General features: G+C 62.1%; 15 protein-coding genes and 1 riboswitch. Of the genes, 4 read left to right on the top strand and 11 right to left on the bottom strand.

What is annotated here, in order from left to right; translation table 11 throughout:
* Positions 1–2: 2 nt before the first annotated feature.
* Positions 3–1,196 carry an SGNH/GDSL hydrolase family protein gene (locus tag OIU19_RS20935; RefSeq protein ID WP_264236602.1) on the top strand — a complete coding sequence of 398 codons (1,194 nt, stop codon included), beginning with the start codon at positions 3–5 and terminating at the stop codon, positions 1,194–1,196.
* A 109-nt stretch (positions 1,197–1,305) separates the two neighbouring features.
* On the opposite strand, the gene ribB is transcribed toward OIU19_RS20935, so the two are convergent.
* A complete protein-coding gene (ribB, locus tag OIU19_RS20940; RefSeq protein WP_264236603.1) occupies positions 1,306–1,956 on the bottom strand; it encodes a 3,4-dihydroxy-2-butanone-4-phosphate synthase in 651 nt (216 codons plus the stop codon).
* 79 nt (positions 1,957–2,035) lie between these two features.
* Positions 2,036–2,177, bottom strand: a riboswitch (FMN riboswitch).
* A 93-nt stretch (positions 2,178–2,270) separates the two neighbouring features.
* Between ribB and OIU19_RS20945 the strand changes: the two genes are divergently transcribed.
* Both OIU19_RS20945 and OIU19_RS20950 read left to right on the top strand, forming a co-directional pair.
* On the top strand, positions 2,271–3,476 hold the full coding sequence (locus OIU19_RS20945) for an RtcB family protein (protein WP_264236604.1): 1,206 nt from the start codon (positions 2,271–2,273) through the stop codon (positions 3,474–3,476).
* A 117-nt stretch (positions 3,477–3,593) separates the two neighbouring features.
* Complete coding sequence (locus OIU19_RS20950) at positions 3,594–4,568, top strand: zeta toxin family protein (RefSeq protein ID WP_264236605.1); 975 nt, start codon at positions 3,594–3,596, stop codon at positions 4,566–4,568.
* Positions 4,569–4,606: 38 nt separating this feature from the next.
* Here OIU19_RS20950 and OIU19_RS20955 read toward each other — a convergent pair whose 3' ends face one another.
* The 6 genes from OIU19_RS20955 to OIU19_RS20980 form a co-directional block, all read right to left on the bottom strand.
* Complete coding sequence (locus tag OIU19_RS20955) at positions 4,607–5,497, bottom strand: alpha/beta hydrolase (protein ID WP_264236606.1); 891 nt, start codon at positions 5,495–5,497, stop codon at positions 4,607–4,609.
* Between the two features lie 69 nt (positions 5,498–5,566).
* Positions 5,567–7,795, bottom strand: coding sequence for a TonB-dependent siderophore receptor (locus OIU19_RS20960; RefSeq protein ID WP_264236607.1), 2,229 nt, complete (start codon positions 7,793–7,795; stop codon positions 5,567–5,569).
* 75 nt (positions 7,796–7,870) lie between these two features.
* A complete protein-coding gene (locus OIU19_RS20965; RefSeq protein WP_264236608.1) occupies positions 7,871–9,217 on the bottom strand; it encodes a sensor histidine kinase in 1,347 nt (448 codons plus the stop codon).
* A complete protein-coding gene (locus OIU19_RS20970) occupies positions 9,217–9,909 on the bottom strand; it encodes a response regulator transcription factor (RefSeq protein ID WP_319004543.1) in 693 nt (230 codons plus the stop codon). Before OIU19_RS20970 ends, OIU19_RS20965 begins: the two co-directional genes overlap by 1 nt.
* Before the next feature lie 110 nt (positions 9,910–10,019).
* Positions 10,020–10,970: a FecR domain-containing protein gene (locus OIU19_RS20975; protein ID WP_264236611.1), complete on the bottom strand. Its 951-nt coding sequence runs from the start codon at positions 10,968–10,970 to the stop codon at positions 10,020–10,022.
* Positions 10,963–11,502, bottom strand: coding sequence for a sigma-70 family RNA polymerase sigma factor (locus tag OIU19_RS20980; protein WP_264236670.1), 540 nt, complete (start codon positions 11,500–11,502; stop codon positions 10,963–10,965). The genes OIU19_RS20975 and OIU19_RS20980 overlap by 8 nt, the downstream gene beginning before the upstream one ends.
* A 187-nt stretch (positions 11,503–11,689) precedes the next feature.
* On the opposite strand from OIU19_RS20980, the gene OIU19_RS20985 reads away from it, so the two are divergent.
* Positions 11,690–14,629 (top strand): TonB-dependent receptor, encoded by a 2,940-nt coding sequence (locus OIU19_RS20985; protein WP_264236612.1) that lies wholly within the window; start codon positions 11,690–11,692, stop codon positions 14,627–14,629.
* A 241-nt stretch (positions 14,630–14,870) separates the two neighbouring features.
* Here OIU19_RS20985 and OIU19_RS20990 read toward each other — a convergent pair whose 3' ends face one another.
* The 4 genes from OIU19_RS20990 to OIU19_RS21005 form a co-directional block, all read right to left on the bottom strand.
* Positions 14,871–15,569 (bottom strand): S24 family peptidase, encoded by a 699-nt coding sequence (locus OIU19_RS20990; RefSeq protein ID WP_264236613.1) that lies wholly within the window; start codon positions 15,567–15,569, stop codon positions 14,871–14,873.
* Positions 15,570–15,757: 188 nt separating this feature from the next.
* Positions 15,758–16,285, bottom strand: coding sequence for an inorganic diphosphatase (gene ppa, locus OIU19_RS20995; protein ID WP_203648181.1), 528 nt, complete (start codon positions 16,283–16,285; stop codon positions 15,758–15,760).
* Between the two features lie 105 nt (positions 16,286–16,390).
* Positions 16,391–17,206, bottom strand: coding sequence for a zinc-dependent peptidase (locus OIU19_RS21000; protein WP_264236615.1), 816 nt, complete (start codon positions 17,204–17,206; stop codon positions 16,391–16,393).
* 7 nt (positions 17,207–17,213) lie between these two features.
* Positions 17,214–17,861 carry a DedA family protein gene (locus OIU19_RS21005; RefSeq protein ID WP_264236617.1) on the bottom strand — a complete coding sequence of 216 codons (648 nt, stop codon included), beginning with the start codon at positions 17,859–17,861 and terminating at the stop codon, positions 17,214–17,216.
* Between the last annotated feature and the right edge of the window lie 225 nt (positions 17,862–18,086).

An 18,086-nucleotide genomic window follows, 5' to 3' on the forward strand; every position in this document is an offset into this window, starting at 1 on the left:
CCATGCGCCAATGGCATCACCTGCTGGGCCTGGCCCTGCTGATCAGCAGCGTGCCCGGCTGTAGTGCCGGTGTGAGCGTGCCGGCCCAGCCTGCGCCCGCCAAAGTTGCCACAGCGCCCACCGCTCGCCAGGACGGCAATCTCGGCGTGTTCGCCGACAAGTTGCGCAACGCCAGGCGTGCGCCAGTCTCGATCGTCCAGCTGGGTGATTCACATACCGCCGCCGACCTGTTCAGTGGCGAGTTGCGGCGTCTGCTGCAGGCACGCTATGGCGATGGGGGGATCGGCCTGGTGCCGGCGACCTCGGTGCCGGGTATCCGCAATGACCGGGTGATCATCAACAGTGAGCGACGCCAGTGGGAGTTGATCTCGGCGCGTAACCAGCAGAGCAGCCAGTTTCCTCTGGGCGGCTACCTGTCATTGCCGCTCGCAGCCCGGCCCAAGGTGACGCTACAAGCGCGCGACGCCGATGCGCAGCGTTACAAGGTGTCTGCCCTGTACCAGGCCAGCCGTAACAGCACCTTGCTTGCCAATGGCAATCAGCGGCGCATGCTGCCAGCCACCAACGGTCAGTGGCGTTTGAGCCCAGCGTTTACCAATCTTGGCCTGCCGATGCAGCTAGGCCTGGAGGGGGGCGAGGGTGTGCTGCTGGGTGGCTGGTACATCCAGGGGCAGAAGAATGCCGGGGTGACCTATTCCTCGTTGGGCATCAATGGTGCGCGTCTGGAGGTTGTGGACAAGTGGCAGCCCGGTTGGCAAGACAGCCTCAAGCTGTTGCGACCGGATCTGGTGATCCTCGCCTACGGCACCAACGAGGCGTTCGATGACAAGCTCGATCTGGCGCTGTACCAGTCTCAGCTCGATGCGACCCTGAGCAGCTTGCGCAAGCAGTTGCCGCGGGCGGCGATCTTGTTGGTCGGGCCACCGGACTCGATCAAGCAGCGCAAAGCGCGGTCATGTGCAGCCAAGCAGCCACAGCCGTTGGCTGGGGTGGTGCGGGTGCAGCGGCAGATGGCGCAGAAACACAAGGCGTTGTTCTGGGATTGGCAGGCCTACATGGGCGGGCCATGTTCGATTGCCCGGTGGCAGGCCGGGGGGCTAGCGCGAGGGGATTTGGTGCACCTGACTGGCGAGGGTTATCGCAAGAGTGCGGCGGGGTTGTATGAATTCTTGAAAGGGGCGCTTCGGTTGCGCTGAGGCGGCCAACGCCATCGCGGGGCAAGCCCGCTCCCACGCGGCTGAAACTCTGCGTGGGAGCGGGCTTGCCCCGCGATAGGGTTCTACAGCCAGTGGTGTAGGCGATGGATCAGGCGGGCACAGCCTCGCGCTCCATCATCGCCACGCGGTACTGCGCCAGCTCTTCGATGGTCAGCATTGGCATGTTGTACTGGCGGGCATACACCGCCACCTGCTCACCGCGGGCCATGGTGCCGTCGGGGTTCATCAGCTCGCACAGCACGCCGGCCGGACGCAGCCCAGCCAGGCGCGCCAGGTCCACCGTACCTTCGGTGTGACCACGGCGAGTCAGTACGCCACCATTGCGTGCACGCAGCGGGAACACGTGACCAGGGCTGACGATCTGGCGCTGTTCGGCAGTCGAGCGCAGCGCAGCTTCGATAGTGGTGATGCGGTCCTGGGCAGAAACGCCGGTGGTGATGCCTTCGGCCGCTTCGATGGTAACGGTGAAGCCGGTGCCATGGCGGGCCTGGTTGTTCTGCACCATCGGCGCCAGTTGCAGGGCGTCGACAGTGGCTTCATCCAGGCACAGGCAAACGATGCCGCTGCAATCGCGGATCATCATGGCCATGGTCTGCATCGAGATGTTTTCGGCGGCGGCAATGATATCCGCTTCGTCCTCGCGATCGTTGTCGTCGAGCAACAGCACCGGTCGGCCAGCCTGGAAAGCGGCAATGGCAGCCGCGACATTGGGGAATTGCTTTTGCAGCATGGGGGACATGAAACGCTCCTCGTGAATAATCGATGAACGTCTCGGGGCGAACATAACGCGCGCGCAGCAGCACCTTTTGGCTGCTACCAAACGCCTTCTTTCATCCGGACTATGACCGTCGGCCCTGGAATCTCACCAGATCTGCTGTCCCCCGACAGGGCCGGGGCGCTCGCGGGCTCATCTTTCGATTTACCGCCGGTGGGGACTTTCACCCCGCCCTGAAGACCGGCCAAGCATACAGCACTGTGCCACCTGGTTGGCAAGCCGCCGGCCTACGACCTTCGGCGGTATCATGGGTGAAAGCTTTTTGTGGAAACGACACCATGGACATTCTCCAAGTCGCCGGCGGCAAACCGATCAAACTGTGGACCGACGGCGTACCGGTAGAGGACGAAGCCCGCCAGCAGTTGCTCAACACCGCGCGTATGCCGTTCATCTTCAAGCACCTGGCGGTGATGCCGGACGTGCACCTGGGCAAGGGTTCGACCATCGGCAGTGTGATCCCCACAGTGGGGGCGATCATCCCTGCGGCAGTGGGCGTGGATATCGGTTGCGGCATGATCGCCGCGCGTACTTCGCTGCATGCGCGCGACCTGCCGGACAACCTGCATGGCCTGCGCAGCGCCATCGAACAGGCCGTACCTCACGGCAAGACTTTCGGCCGGCGTGATCAGGGCGCCTGGGACACTGTGCCCAACCAGGCCGAGCGCATGTGGAGTGGCCTGGCCGCGCGTTTCAAGGCCATCACCGACAAGTACCCACGGCTGGAGAAAACCAACAACCGCCATCACCTGGGCACGCTCGGCGGTGGTAATCATTTCATCGAAGTCTGCCTGGATGAAGCCGACCGGGTCTGGTTCATGCTGCACAGCGGCTCTCGCGGGGTCGGCAATGCGATCGGCAACCTGTTCATCGAGCTGGCCCAGGCCGACATGCGTCAGCACCTGGCCAACCTGCCCGACAAGGACCTGGCCTATTTCGAAGAAGGCAGCCGGCACTTTACCGATTATGTCGAGGCGGTGCAGTGGGCTCAGGATTTTGCCCGACACAACCGCGAGCTGATGATGCTGGCGGTGGTTGGCGCCACGCGCAAGATATTGGGCAAGCGCTTCGAGGCCAGCTTGGAGGCGGTCAACTGTCACCACAACTACGTGCAACGCGAACAGCATTTTGGTCGCGAAGTGCTGGTAACGCGCAAGGGCGCGGTGTCGGCGCGCCAGGGCGAGCTGGGCATCATTCCAGGCTCGATGGGTGCCAAGAGCTTTATCGTGCGTGGGCTGGGTAATGAGCAGTCGTTCTGCTCGTGCAGCCACGGTGCCGGACGAGTGATGAGTCGAACCAAGGCCAAGAGCCGCTTCACTGTCGAGGATCAGCGCCGCGCCACGGCCCATGTCGAGTGCCGCAAGGACAAGCAGGTGATCGATGAGATTCCCATGGCCTATAAGGACATCGATGCTGTCATGCTGGCCCAGCGCGAGTTGGTAGAAATCGTCCACACCTTGCGTCAGGTCGTCTGTGTGAAGGGTTAAATCAACGCTCAGTCGAGAACGTGCGGCGTCATAACTATCTACCGTTTTCGTTTTTAACAGTGTTCTAACGTGTAGATCCGCTCAATCCAGGGCGGTGCCTATAAAGAGATTGCTGTTATGACCACCCTCTACCCGTTTACTGACGCCGATGTAGATAACGCATTGGCAATACTGCGCGATGAAAAGAAACTGTTTGAGAATAAATCCAGCTCAATTAATGGCGCGCCGAGCCCGAAAATTCTCATCCTCGCCGGCGCGCAGGGTTCTGGTAAAACCTATCTGCTGGAAAATGAGTTACTGCCTACTCGTCACTACGATGCCTACGTACGCTTGTACTTGCCCGCCTTCCGTACCCTGCACCCCTTATATGAAGAGATGAAGTCGGAGAGTGTGCTTGATATCTATCAGCATACTGAGGAGTTTATCTGGAAGCTGGGTAACAAAATCTTCGAATACGCCCAGCAGCATAAACTAAATATCATCATGGAAACCGCCATGGATAACCCTGGTTTCGCTAGGGTTCCGGATGCTCTAGTGGCGCTAGGGTACCAGTTTGAGGTGCATGTTATTGCCTGCCAAAAAGAGTTCAGTCACTGGGCTTCGCTTGATCGGGTGGTAAAAAGTGTAGCCAAGGGTGAACTTGAACGGGTGGTGACCCTGACGCAAATTGAAGAGGCGCAGGTGAATGCGCGGGCAATTCTAGATGCTTTTGAAAATGCCTGTACTAAAAAGCCGGGGTCGAACATTATGATTTATGTGCGTGGTATTGAATCGGAGATGAAGAGCAGGGTGGTCTGCCACAGCATGTGTAATGATGTCGGCGAGCTCGCACCTCAGGAAGATTACTTTGGTAAAGCGTTTTTCCAACACCCGAATTTCAACTTCAATATTAGTCGAAATGCGCAATCGACCTTTCCCTGCTCCTTCATCCAATATTCCCAAGTGGTACACGCAGGGCTGCTGGGCAAGGAGCATCGGCAAACGATGGCGACAGGCTGTTGTAAAACGCTTGGCAATGCACAGGTCGCTGAAATGCCAACTGAGGTGTTTCGCGAGTTGTGCCTGTACGTCCTCAAGTACGTGAATCCTTAAGCTACGTTGATCGTGTAAGGCTTCAGGCACGGTTTGGGTTACTTGGCCATCCTCTCGATCACTCGTCGCAGGGACGCCGGCAACATTGGCCCATGCCCCAACCCGTCGAAGCGTTCGAAGCGCACCTGTAGCCCCTGCACCTTCGCCAGGTCCGCGGCCAGTTCGCGCGCCGGACGCTCGACATCACCCTTGACCGCTACGCGCGGGTTGGATGGCTCGTCACCGCCGCGCATCAGCAGCAGGTTCGGTCGGGCGTCCCCCAGGCGTTGTTGCAAACCCTGCGCCTCATCGACGATGGCGCCGTCATGCCACCACAGCGAGGGGCTGGCGGCAGCGTAGGTGCTGAATTCGCCAGGGCGGGTGAACAGTGCATGCAGTACCGCCAGGCCGCCGTAAGAGTGTCCCCACAGCGTCTGCCGACTGGCGTCGATGGGGGCCACCTCGGCCACCATCGGCCGCATGCGTTGGCTAAGCAGATCGAAGAACTGTTGCACGCCACCGCTGGGCTGTCCGCTCAGCGGATCGAGCTGCTCGCGCTGGCCTGGCAGGGCAGGGGTGTAGTCGTAGGTGCGGGCGCTGCGCTCGATGCGTTGCGCGGTTTGATAGCCCACCGCAACCAGCAGTGGCGCCTGACCCTCGGCGAGCTGATCGAGCAGGGCCGGATCGAGCGCGCCGAGGGCGGCGTTGCCATCGAGCATCCACAGCACCGGATAGCCTGTTGCAGGGGCCGGTCGCTGGGGCGTGCCGATCCATAGCTGGTAGTGGCGCTTGCCGTCGGCCGAATCCAGTGTGAGGGTGGTGAAGCGGTAGGCCAGGTCCTGACGTTGCAGCAGGCTGGTGTCCATTTTCTGCTCCGGCATGGGCCGCGCCAGAGCGCAGGCGCCGGTTAGCAAGAAGGTCAATGCCAGGGCGAAAGTGGTCAGTTTCATCAGGCGATCTCGTTATGGCTTGCAGGCAAAGCCGCCGTATCATCGGTTGGATGCGGCGGCGGCGCGCGGTCAGAAGGAGGCTGTCAGGCTGGTATACAGCGTGCGCCCCGGTTCGTTGTAGGTGGCCGCTCCGGCACCCTCGATGCCGTTGACGCCCTGGGCGTTGCCGGCGCGATAAAGGCGCTTGTCGAACAGGTTGTCCATGCCGGCGGTCACGCTCAGGTTCTTGCTGATCGCATAGGTGCCGCTGACACCGACCAGGGCATAGGGCGACAACTGATCGTTGCCGCTGCCGGTCACCCGCTCGCCGTGATAGTCGTACTTCTTCGGCGTCTGCTTGCCGTACCAGGCGACGCTCAGCTGCAGCGAAAGGTCGTCGCTGGCCTGCCAGTCGAGCATGGAATTGAGGGTGTAGGCCGGGGTTACCGAGAGGGTTTCGCCGGTGGTCTTGTTCTTCGACTGGAGCATGTAGGTGAAGTTGTTGTTCCAGGTCAGCTGCTCGGCCAGCGGAATGCTCAGGGTGCCTTCCAGGCCCTCGACCAGTGCCTTGGGAATGTTCTCCCATTGGAACAGCGCGGCGTTGGCGTTGGCACCGCTGCCGCCACTGGCGCTGCCGATCGCGCTCAGGCCAGAGTCGATCTTGTTCTTGTAATCGTTACGGAAATAGGTCAGGCCCGCGACCCAGCCATTGCGTTTGTATTCGATGCCCAGCTCCTTGTTGATGCTGGTCTCGGCCTTGAGGTCTTGATTACCCTGCAGGTAGCAGCTGGTGGTCTGGCCGTAGCAGCCCTGGCCGCGGCTGTAGAGCAGGTAGTTAGGGTTGAGCTGGTACAGGTTCGGCGCCTTGTAGGCGCGGGCGATCCCCGCTTTCAAGGTGAGGGTTTCGGTCAGCGCGTGCGATAGGTTCAGCGACGGGCTCCAGTTGTCGCCGACGATGCTGTGGTGGTCGAAGCGCAAAGCGGGAGTGAGCATGGTGCCCGGCATCAGCTCGATGTTGTCTTCGGCGAACAGCGAGAAGATCTGTGCTTGCGAAGTGGTCGAGCGGCCCGCGCTGCTCAGCCCTGCGACCGAGCCGCCCTCGCTGGTGGTTTGGGTGTTGGCACTCGGGTCGTCGAGTTTTTGCTGGCTCCATTCACTGCCCAGGGTCAGGGTCTGGTCGCGCCAGGCGTGCAACGGCAGGTTCACTTCGCCATGGGCGCTGAGGTCGCGCAGGGTTGAGGTGTAGAAGTCGGTGTTGCTGAAGATACCTTCGGTGCCACCGGCCAGGCCCTCGTTGATCCGCGTGTTGCGCGTCTTCTCGTATTGCAAATAGGCCATGGTACTGCCGAAATCCCAGTCGCCACGATGGGTGATCGAGTAGTTCTCGCGGTACAGGCGGTTGGTCTCCTTGCCGAGCATGCTTTTCACATTGGCGTTGGAGTTGGTGTTCTGCGTGTCGCCACTGTAGATGTTGCCCTGGCGGCTGAAGCCGGCCTCCAGGTCAAGGGTCTGCTCAGGGCTGAGGCGCCAGCTCAGCAGGCCGTTGAGGTCCTTGTTGCGGGTGCCTTCGCGGCCAGCGGGCAAGGTCCCGGCTTGATTGCCGGTGCGCACTGACTCATGGCCTGAGTTGATGTCCCAGTCGTCGGCGTCGGTCTTGGCCACGTTGCCGTAGAGGCGGTAGCTGAGGTTATCGGTGAGCGGGCCGTTGAGGCCGAAGGTCATGCGTTTGGTCGCGCCTTCGTCGCCGTGCTGGGGGAAGTTTTGATAGACCGTGGCGTTGCCGTGGGTTTCGGCGCCTGGTTGCTTGGTGATGATGTTGATTACCCCGCCCATTGCCCCGGAGCCATAACGGGCTGCCGCCGGGCCACGAATCACTTCGATGCGCTCGACCTGATCGGCGGGCACCCAGTTGGTGTCGCCGCGCGAGTCACGTTCGCCGCGCCAGCCATAGCGCACCGAGCTGCGGCTGCTGACGGGCTTGCCGTCGACCAGAATCAGGGTGTTTTCCGGGCCCATGCCGCGGATGTCGATCTGCCGATTATTGCCACGCTGGCCGCTGGTGGAGTTGCCGGTCAGGTTGACTCCGGGCATGGTGCGGATGATCTGCGACAGGTCGTTGGCCGGTGGACGCTTCTTGATGTCTTCAGCGGTAATTACCGATACCCCGGGCGCTTGCTTGGTTTCTTCAAGTGCGGTGGCGACCACGCTCTGGCTCTCCAGCTCGATCGGCTCAGGCTGGCTGGCAGCCTGCACGGCGCTGCTAAGCAAGCAGCTGGAGAGCAGCAAAAACGGGGCAATAGGCAGTGAGCGGGGCGACATCAGCGATCTCCAGGACATCAAGCGAAAGGCAAGAGATCAGCGATGATAATTACTCGTAATTGAGAGTAAAGCTCATTAACTTTCTAAACACTTCGCTGCCGCCGGCAGGGTGATATGCAGGCACAGGCCGGGATGGCCATTGCTTGCCCACAGGCGACCGCCTTGTAAAGCAATGGCGCGGCGGGCGATGGCCAGGCCCAGGCCAAAGCCAGCGCCACTGTCGGGCAGGCGCTGATAGGGTGTGAAGATCCGCTCCAGGTCGGCGTCCGGTACGCCGGGGCCTTGGTCGCGCAGGCGCAGGTGCCAGAAGTCGCCTTCCCGAACGCCATCGAGGCTGACGATGCCACCGGGCGGAGAGTGGCGGATGGCATTGCGCAGTAGGTTTTCAATGGCTTGTGCCAGGCTATCGAGGTGCGCTTGGACCCGGCAGTCGGTGTCCAGGGTACAGGGTAGCCGTAGTCGCGCCCATCCACTTTCGAAGCAGCTGTCTTCGCACAGCGCTTCCCACACCGACAGCACCTGCACCGGCTCGGTCGGCAGCTGTGGCTGCTCGGTGTCCATCCAGGCCAGATCGAGGGTGTCTTCGAGCAGCTTCTGCATGTCGTCCACTTCACGCCCCAGACGCTCGCGCAACTGTTCAGGCGCAAGCTCGCTGTCGTGGGCGATGCGCAGCCGCGCCAGCGGTGTGCGCAATTCGTGAGACAGGGTGCGCAGCAGCAGGCGCTGCTGGTCGAGGCTCTGGCGCAGGCGCCCGGCCATGTGTTCGAACGCCTGGGCCAGCTCGCCGAGCTCGTCGCGTCGTTGTTGCAGGGGCAGGCCGGGGCTGTCCAGATCATCGGCGCGCAGGGCGTCGGCGCGGTCGCGCAGACGATTGAGCGGCACCACCAAGTGGCGATACAGCGCCAGCCCCAGCAACAAGGCGAGCAGGGTGGGCGCTACGCCATGGGTAATCAGGTGAGTCCAGGGCGTCAGGCCGGTGGGCAACAGGCGTTCAGGCAACTGCATCACCAGGCGGCCTTCTTCTGGGTGCTCGGGGAACTCGATGCTGACGTACGGCAGCTCATCTTGCAGGCGTCGGCTCATAGGCCAGTCGAGTTTGCGCATGAAGGTCAGGTGGCTGGCCTCTTCGGTGCTCAACGGTGTAGTGCCGAGGCTTTCCAGGCGTGGGCCGATCACGCCGACCCAGGTGTCCTCGGCGGTTGCCAGCTGCTCGCGAAAAGCCTGCGCCGCGGCGGCGCCGCCAGTGCGCCAAGCTTGTTCGGCCTGCTGGGCATAACGGGCCAGATACAGTTGATCGGCTTCATCGAGGAAATAGCTGCGCCGCTCGACCGACAGGCCCCAGGTCCAGATCAGCCAGGTCAGCAGCAGGCAGAAGCCCACCTGCAACAGCGCCAGCTTCCACAGCAGCGGATGCCGACGCATCAGGCGCTGCCGGTGTCGATCAGGATGTACCCCTGACCGCGTACCGCCTGAATTTCCAAGTGTCGCGCACCGATCGCCGCCAACTTGCGGCGCAGGTTGCACACATGCACATCCAGGCCCCGGTCCAGCCGGGTATAGGCTCGGTGCAGCACTGCCTGGTAGAGGAAGGGCTTGCTCAGCGCTTCACCGGGGTGCGCGCGCAGGGTGGCGAACAGGCGATATTCGGAGCCCGTAAGCCCAGCGCTGTTGCCCTGATGGACGACATCGTGAGCGCCTTGATCGAGGGTCAACGCGCTGTCGCTTTGCGCCTCGGTTTGCCTGCGGTCGAGGGCTACGCGGCGCAGCAAGGCATCGACGCGGGCATCGAGCTCGGCCAGGCTGAAGGGCTTGGGCAGGTAGTCGTCGGCGCCGCGGGTAAAACCGCTGATGCGGTCCTGCTCGGCGCCCAGGGCAGACATCAGCATCACCGGCACAGCCTGATGTCGGCGTAATTCATCCAGCAGGCTCAGGCCATCGAGCCCAGGCAGCATGATGTCCAGCAGGACCAGGTCGAAGCCGCCCTGCTGTATTGCGCTCAAGGCCTGGGTGCCGTTCTCACAGGCCATCACGCTGAAGCCGCGGTTAAGGAAATGCCGTTCCAGGTCTTGGCGCAAACGTGGATCGTCTTCAGCGAGAAGGAGCTTGGGGGACACAAGTGGGCCTTTGATGAGAATTCCTTGCAATTACGAATCATCCCATTGCCAGCCTAGGCGCGGCAATGGCTGGTTGATGGCATTTCGTCGCGGCACCTCGGCTGCGGTGCTCAACGGCTGATCAGTAGCGAGTTACCTGCTTGGCGAACATGCAGCCCATGGGTCTGGGCCAACATGGCTACGGCCAGGTGCAGATCGTCGACAGGAAATGTGCCGGAAACCCGCAGCTCGCTGAGGGCCGGGTCGCATTCGAGGCGTTGCTTGCTGTAGCGCATCAGTTCTTGTGCCCACTCGATTAGCGGCATGTCGTCGGCCACCAGCAGGCCGCGACGCCAAGCCAGGGTGGTTTCGCTGCTCGCCTCGACTACCCCGAGGTGTCCGCGGCTGAAGCGTACTTGTTGGCCGGCGCGGATGATGTTCTCGGCCGGCGCCACGCTGGCGCCCTCAGGGCGTACCTGGACGGCGCCTTGATACACTGCGAGCAGGGTTTCATTGGCCAGTTGCCGCACGCTGAAGCGGGTGCCCAGGGCGAGCAGTTGGCCCTGTTCGGTCTGCACCAGCAACGGACGGGGATCGGCAGCGGTCACGATGTACAGCTCGCCTCGGCGCAGTTGCAGCAAGCGTTGTGCCCGATCCAAAAGCACGTCTACGGCGCTATCGCTGTTGAGGGTGATCTGCGTGCCGTCGGCGAGCAGCGCTTGCTGACGCTTGCCCACAGCGGTCTGGTAATCGCTGGCAACGCCGAGGCGCCAGGCCCACCAACTGAGCGGCGCGGCACCGATCAGCATGAGCAAACCGCAGACGACGTTGCGTCTGCCGGTGGGGCGAGTCAGGGTCTGTTTGGCCAGGCTCGGCGGTAGGCTGCCCATACGCATGAGCAGGCGCTGGGCGCGCTTCCAGGCCCGTTCGTGCTCGGCGCTGGTCAGCCGCCAGCCATCCAGTTCGAGCTGTTGGGCCGGTAGCAGTGGCGCTTCCTGCATGAGCATCAGCCAGGAGGCCGCCTGGGCGAGAATGTGCGGGGCGATGGCAGGGTCCGGGCTGCTTGGATGGGGGTTATTCATCGGGCATCTGCGTCAGACAGGTCAGGTAGGCCTCGTGGATGTACTTCTTGACCGTCGGCAGGGCGATGTTCAGGGCCACGGCGATGTCCTTTTGCTTCATCCCATCCAGCGTTGCCATCAAAAACGCCTGCTTGACCCGCGGGCGTAGCGAATCGAGCAGCGCATCGATCTCGTGCAGCGTCTCAAGGATCACGCTTTGCAGCTCGGGCGAGGGCTGCTCGGGTTCGGGCAGTAACATCAACGCCTCAAGCCAGGCGCGTTCCAGCGACTGGCGACGGCGCCAGCTCACCAGTACGCAGGTAGCAATTCGCGTCAGATAAGCGCGCGGCTGGCGAATCGGTTCGGCCCGTACGTCGTGCCGGCTGGCAAGCACGCGTAGAAAAATATCATGGGCCAGATCGTCGGCCACCCCGCGCCCCCACGAGCGCAAGCGGTACGCGAGCCAGCTACGCAACCAGGCGTGATTCTCGATGTACAGCGTCTCGACGCTGCACTGCTCAGTAGTGTGGGGCGGGGAAAAGGGCGCGTTCATCGTCGGTCGAATCGGTACAAGACTGTCGCAAATGAAAACCATTATCACTAGAATTGCCCAGATCACAAGACCGCAGCGGGAAATCCAGTGGTTGGTGGTGCACGCATATCCTTTTTTCGATCTCGTGCGACAGAGGAGGTAACAGCCCGCAGCCAGTGCTGGCGCAAACCCTACCAGCGAGATCAGCATGCTCCCCATCCGTTGTTCGTCACCTGCTTCGCGTCCTCGACTCTGCCTGTCACCGCTCACCTTTGCCCTGCGTTGCACGATGATCAGCTGCTGCGGCGCCGGTCTGCTCAACAGCAGTCTTGCCCTGGCCCAAGAGCCCCCTACAACCAACGTCGCAGCGACCCGCCTGGACGATGCCACGCGGCGGGACTACAACATTGCCCAAGGGCCATTGGGCACAGCCCTGGCTAGCTTCGCCAGCCACTCCGGACTGCTGGTGTCTTACGATCCTGAGCTGACTCGCGGGCGCACGGCACCTGCGTTGAAAGGGCGCTATACGGTCAGCGAAGGCGTGCAGCGGTTGCTCGCCAACAGTGGGCTGCAGTTGGCGCCGAGCTCGACCGGGACTTATGTGTTGATGGCACCGGGCAACGCGCCGAATGCGCCAGCCGAGTTGTCGCCGACGATGGTCGAAGCCGCCGCGCAGGGGCCGCAGGAGGACGCCTATCGCGCGCCACGCTCCTCTGTGCACCTGAACAGCGAGCAGATCGACCGCTTTGGCCGGGAGTCAGTGGGTGACTTGCTCAGCGGCGTGCCTGGCGTGCAGGTCGGCGACACTCGCAACGGCGGCGCACTGGACGTCAACATCCGCGGTATCCAAGGGCAGAGCCGGGTGGCGGTCACTGTCGATGGTTCGCAGCAGGCGCTGGATGTCTATCGTGGCTATGGCGGCACTCAGCAACGCAGCTACATCGACCCGGACTTGATCAGCAGCGTGACCGTCAACAAGGGGCCGTCGACCAAGTCTGGGGCGATCGGCGGTTCGGTGGAAATGAAGACGATCGGCGTGCAGGACATTCTGGTCGACGGCAACAAGGTGGGCGTACGCCTGAAGGGCGACCTATGGAACAACGGCGTAGCACCCGCTCATCGTAGCGCCAGTTCCAAGGATGAAAGCCTGAGCGTGGCACCCCGCGATGAGCGCGCCAGCCTGTTCGGCTCAGAGGCCGAGTCTGGCAGCGCTGCCTTTGCCTTTGGCACCGAGCGCCTGGACGTGGTCGCGGCCTATGCGCATCGCAATCAGGGCAACTATTTTTCCGGCAAGAAAGGCCAGAACCGCTACCGCATCTATGACCAGAGCGGCAGTGAACAGCCCAGCGTGGCGATGACCTACAACGCCGGTGAGGAAGTGCTCAACTCCTCAGCGAAAACCGACTCATACCTGCTCAAGGCCACCTGGCGGATCGCCGACGGTCACACCCTGGACTTGGGCTATCGCCGTTACGACGGGCGCAGCGCCGAAATCATGCCGTCTGACATCTACCGCTTCGGCACCGCCGGTATCTACCAGTATCCGCTGGGTGAGGTGAAGATCGATACCTACACCGCGCGCTATCACTACCTGCCCGCTGGCAATCCACTGGTCGATTTGACCGGCTCCCTGTGGATGACCGACGCGCAAACCAGCTCGTTGAGTTCGGCCTGGACGGCACCGGTTTCCCAGCTGTTTCGCTCCGACCGCAGCTGGACCCGCCAGGACAACCGGCGCATCGGTGGCGACCTGAACAACATCTCCCGCTTCCAGACAGCCCAGGGTGACTTCACCTTGGACCTGGGCGGCGCGTTCCAGCTTGAAGACCTGCAACCGCAAAAGAGCGTGCTGATCACCCAGCACGACATCGACGCCAACCGCACCCTGCGCGATGCTTCACGGCAAGAGTTCAGCTTCAACGGCAAGCTCGAGTATCAGCCAATCGAGCAACTGACCTTATGGGGCGGCGGGCGCTACAGCCACTACCGCACCAAGGACAACACCGTGCTCGCCAGCGCCCGGCGTGAGGAGCGTGAGGTGCGCTACATTTCGGCAAGCGGTCCCAAGGGGTGGGGCAACATGACGTGGTTCCCGGACCAGAACGGCCAATACACCGACGCCACCGATCCCCGGCTGAACAACGGCATTGTCTTTCGCAACAGTAACGAGCCGTTCAACGGCGTGCGCTTCAACGACTTCGGTGCGACCCGCGTCGAGGTCAATCCAGAGGGCATCAGCAGCGTGGTCACCGGCTACGACCATACCCCGCAGGGCAGCAGCAGTGGTGGCGGGTTCTCGCCGGCATTCGGCATCAATGTCGAGCTGCTGCCCGACACCTTCTTCTATGTCACCTACACCCAGGGCCTGCGCTTGCCGTCGCTGTTCGAAACCAGCCAGGGCACCCAGCAGGTCACCCCAGGCAAGAGCCTCAAGCCTGAGCGCTCGCAGAGCTGGGAGATTGGCGTCAGCGCCCTGCGCGACGACCTGTTGACCGAGCACGACTCGGCTGCGATCAAGCTGGCCTACTTCAATAACACCATCAAGAACTACATCACCCGCTACTACGACCCAAGCCCCGGCCTGTGGGGGCAGATGTCGTTCAGCAATACCGACAGCTTCAGCACCAGTGGCCTTGAGCTGCAATCGAACTACGACGCCGGCCGGGTGTTCGCCGATCTATCGGCCACCTACTACCTCAAGACCGAGACCTGCGACTCGGAGTTCGCCGGCAAACTGCGCGCCACCGCCGACTCGTACCAGAAGACCCATGACACGCCCAACTGCACACCAGGCAGCTTCATGGGTTCGTACACCAATACCCAGAACCCACCGAGACTCTCAGCCAGCCTGACCAGCGGCCTGCGCTTTTTCGATGAGGCACTGACCGTTGGTAGCCGGGTGACCTACAGCTCTGGCCCGACCAGTACCCTCGACAAGCCTTGGCAGACTGGCGCAACCACGCCGCAGATCGAGTACCGGTCAGTGGCGTTGTTCGATCTGTTCCTCGCGTACAAGTTGCTGGCGCACACGCAGGTGAATGTGTCGGTGCAGAACCTGACGGACCGCTATTACCTGGATCCGCTGGCACAGAGCTTCATGCCGGCGCCGGGGCGTACGGTGCGGATGGGGGTGGTGACGCGGTTCTGAATATCGGGCATTAAAAAGCCGGCTTGTGGCCGGCTTCTCGGGGACGATCTTGGCTCATTTTTGGTAAGCCGCAACCGCCTTAAACGGTATGGTCTCAAGGACCATGAAAAAGATGGCAGACGGCTGTATGAGGCGTCGCCAGGCCCTCTGGAGCGCGGCCTTGGCCGGTCTGGGGCGAAATGTGCGGGCAAGGATACTAGGGCGCGCTCGTGTTGCCCAGCAAAAAGTGGCACTGGGTGTTTCAGCCTGGTACTGGCTGGCTGAAATATGACCAATGAAACACCCGCCCAAGGATTTCCAGGCCTTGCGCATGGCGTTGGGCGGGGGTGTAGCGCTCGACGGCGTAATTGCGTCGGTCGTGGCTGTGTAAACACAGGGTGTCGTTGTTGCCGAGGCTCAGACTGTGCACTTTCAGTTGGCCGTTGTGCAGTAGGGCATAGGCTTGGCCTTCGACGACTTGAGTCATGCCCCGGTCGATGGCAACGATGGCGTTCAGGGGGATCAGCGGGGCCATGTTGGCGGCGGGCATGTTCACGCAGATAGCCTGTTCCACTGCCACGCCAAGCGCTTCGAGGGCTTGCTGGGGCAGCGGCAGGTAGCTGTGTTGGTCGGGTTGCAGACGCCTGTTGCTCACGCTGTGTAGGGCGATGTTCACCATGCGCGTATCGTCGCCCAGCAGCGGGCTGGCTTTTGCCGGGGTGGGCGTTAAGAGGCTTTGGCGCAGGATCGGGCTTGGGTGTTTAGGGCCTTCGCCGCTTAGCAGCCAGCGACGGTGCACGCAGAACAGGTCGGCGGTTTCATCGAGGCGGGCCAGAGGAATACCGCGCTTGAACCAGTTGTTGACGTGCTGGGGCGTGACGCCGCGCTGGGCAGCGAAGTCGGAAGGGGTCAGTTCGCACTCCTGAAGGAGTGACTTTAGGCGGTCACCAGAGGTAGTCATGGGGCCGAGTCTAGCGGGCAAGCGTCTGCGGGAAAATGAACCTGAGGTTTGCGTAGTGTGTAAGAAATGGCGCGTATTGAGAGACGGGTCCTAGGACTGAGTAGGACTTTTCTTGGATATTGCCCTTACCGCCGTTGAGCAGGCACAAAAAAGCCCCGCCGAAGCGGGGCTCTAGATACCCATCGGGCTTAGCCTTTGTAGGCAGCAACCGATTTGGTGATCGCGGCACGGGCGGCGTCAGCGCCTTCCCAGCCTTCGATCTTGACCCACTTGCCCTTCTCGAGATCTTTGTAGTTCGCGAAGAAGTGCTCGATCTGCTGGATCAGCAGCGCTGGCAGGTCGGTGTACTCTTTGACGTCGACGTACAGCTGCGACAGCTTGTCGTGCGGTACGGCGATGACTTTAGCGTCGCCGCCGCCGTCGTCGGTCATGTTCAGGATGCCGACTGGACGGGCGCGGATGACCGAGCCTGGAGCGACCGGGTAAGGGGTCACGACCAGCACGTCGAGCGGATCACCGTCGTCAGCCAGGGTGTTGGGGATGTAGCCGTAGTTGGCTGGGTAGAACATCGGGGTAGCCATGAAACGGTCGACGAACAGCGCGTCGCTGTCTTTGTCGATCTCGTATTTGATCGGCGCGTGGTTAGCCGGGATCTCGATGGCGACGTAGATGTCGTTCGGCAGGTCTTTGCCAGCCGGAATCTTGCTGTAGCTCATTGGGCAGTGCCCCCGTGTCTGATCGGAAAATTGGCGGCGATTATAGGCACATTCTGCTGGGCCACGCCACGCCCTGCCTGATGTGCGGACGTGCCTGGATGTGTGTCAGGAGTGATGATCGCGGTACTGCGGATGTTCGGCCTGCAGTTGGCTCAGGCGGGACAGCGGATCCTGGCGGTAGAACAGCGCCAATTGCTGGTACACCTGTGGATAAGCCTGATGCAGCAGGTCAGGGGCGCTGAAGAAATATTCGCTGGTGACGGCAAAGAATTCGCCAGGGTTTTCCGCAGCGTAGGGGTCGATGGCGGTCTCGGCGTCGGGGTTGGCGTCCAGCTGCCGGTTGAGATCGTCGTAGGCCTGTTGCATGGCCTGGGACCAGTCGCCGACGTGCATGTCGTTGTGCAGTGGCGGCAGGCCGTTGGCGTCGCCGTTGAGCATGTCGAGTTTGTGCGCCAGCTCGTGGATCACCAGGTTGTAGGCCTCCCAGCCACCCCCGCTGAGCACGCCGTCCCAGGCCAGGATCACCGGGCCTTGTTGCCAGGCTTCGCCGCTGTGTTCGCCGTCATACACGTGCTCGACACCGCTGGCGTCGCGGTGGCGCTGGGGGCTCTTGAAGTCGTCGGGGTAGAGGATGATTTCGTGAAAGCCTTGATACCAGTCCAGGTCGCCCAGGTGCAGCAGTGGCAACTGGGCCTGGGCGGCGAGCAGCAGGCGCTGCTGGTCGTCCAGCTCGACGCCGGGCAGGGTGGTCAGGTGCTTGTCATGCAGAAACAACACGCAGGCTTCGCGCAGCCAGCGGTCTTCTTCCTCGCTGATACCGTCGAGCAGTGGCAGCTGTTCACGAACAGCCTGCCACAACTGGGCATCGATCGGATAACGGGCCAGTGTACGTCGACGCCGCCAGGCGCGTAACGACCACATGGGCCGGTCAGTGCGCCTTGGCGGCGCGGCCGAAGCGGCCCCGCAGCAAACCGAGGATCATCGGCACCAGCGACAGGACGATGATGGCGACGACCATCAGCGACAGGTGCTGCTTGATGAACGGCACATTGCCGAAGAAGAAGCCCAGGGTGACCAGGCCACCGACCCACAACAGCGAGCCGGCGACGCTGAAGGCCAGAAAACGCGGGTAATGCATGTGGGCGATGCCGGCAACGAACGGCGCAAACGTGCGCAGGATGGGTAGGAAGCGCGCCAGGGTCACGGTCTTGCCGCCGTGGCGCTCGTAGAATTCGTGGGTGCGCTGCAGGTAATCGCGGCGGAAGATCTTCGAATCGGGCTTGTTGAACAAGCGTTCGCCCGCCGTTCGGCCGATCACGTAATTGGTACTGTCGCCCATGATTGCCGCCGCCATCAGCAGCCCGCAGAGCAATACTGGGTCCATTCCGCCGCCTGCGGCCACGGCGCCAGCGATGAACAGCAGCGAATCGCCAGGCAGGAAAGGCATCACCACCAGGCCGGTCTCGCAGAAGATCACGGCGAACAGAATGGCGTAGATCCAGGGGCCGTAGTTGGTGACCAGCAGATCGAGGTAGGCATCGAGATGCAGGATAAGGTCCAGCGGGTTGAAATCCATGTACAGCACCTGTGTTCTTGACCCGCGACTACGGGCGCGCAAAGACGGAGATCGGCAAGGGCGTAGGCTTGTTTACCTGCGAGTGGGTAAATTTTCACACATATAGGAGGGGCATTATACGGACAAGGGGAGATTGTGCCCGGGGAGATTGTAGCGGCGGGTTACGATGGTTTTGGCTGGTATGAGGGCTACGTGGGAACGGGGGGCCCCAATCGCGGGGCAAGC

It is taken from the genome of Pseudomonas sp. BT-42-2 (assembly GCF_025847435.2).
Taxonomy (GTDB): domain Bacteria; phylum Pseudomonadota; class Gammaproteobacteria; order Pseudomonadales; family Pseudomonadaceae; genus Aquipseudomonas; species Aquipseudomonas urmiensis.